The sequence below is a fragment of the Bacillus sp. P4_D3 genome (assembly GCF_056401855.1).
In genome coordinates, this window is sequence record NZ_JBFUIN010001198.1 from 1 (window position 1) to 688 (window position 688).

Consider the following 688-nt stretch of genomic DNA (forward strand, 5'->3'; position numbering starts at 1 on the left):
AGCTCATATTACGAGTATTTTAGCAGAAGAAGAAATTAGCATTACAAACTTGCAAATATTAGAAGCGCGTGAAGGATTGCTTGGGGTGCTTAGAATTAGCTTCCAAAGAGAAGAAGACCGCATGCAGGCAAAGCTGGCGCTAGGAAAAGAAGAATACCAAACGTATGAAACAATTTAAAAAAGAAGGTGAGAACGTGAAGGGAACAAAAATACAACCTGTAACTAATGGATTGAATGGAACAATTACAATCCCAGGTGATAAATCAATTTCGCATCGCGCTGTCATGTTTGGCGCAATTGCAGATGGAAAAACAACAATTAAAGGATTTCTTCCTGGTGCGGATTGTTTAAGTACGATTTCTTGTTTTAAAGAAATGGGAGTAGAGATTACGCAAAATGAAGACGAAGTTACGGTAATTGGAAAAGGATTAGAAGGTTTACAAGAGCCAAAAGCTGTATTAGATGTTGGTAATTCTGGTACAACGATTCGATTAATGTCAGGAATACTTGCAAACACACCATTCTTTTCTTGCGTGCAAGGTGATGCTTCAATTGCGAAGAGACCGATGCAACGTGTAACAAATCCACTAACGCAAATGGGCGCAAAAATTGATGGCCGAGAAGAAGGAACGTTTACGCCGCTAACAATACGCGGAGGAGATTTAAAAGCGATCCAATATGCTTCACC

Annotated in this window: 2 protein-coding genes; both read left to right on the forward strand. The window is 39.5% G+C overall.

What is annotated here, in order from left to right; genetic code table 11:
* A partial coding sequence (locus AC1DTM_RS30265) for an ACT domain-containing protein (protein WP_477001677.1) occupies nt 1-178 on the forward strand: 178 nt, incomplete at its 5' end.
* Nucleotides 179-194: 16 nt separating this feature from the next.
* Nucleotides 195-688 (forward strand): 3-phosphoshikimate 1-carboxyvinyltransferase (locus AC1DTM_RS30270; protein ID WP_477001678.1); only part of this gene is annotated, 494 nt, incomplete at its 3' end.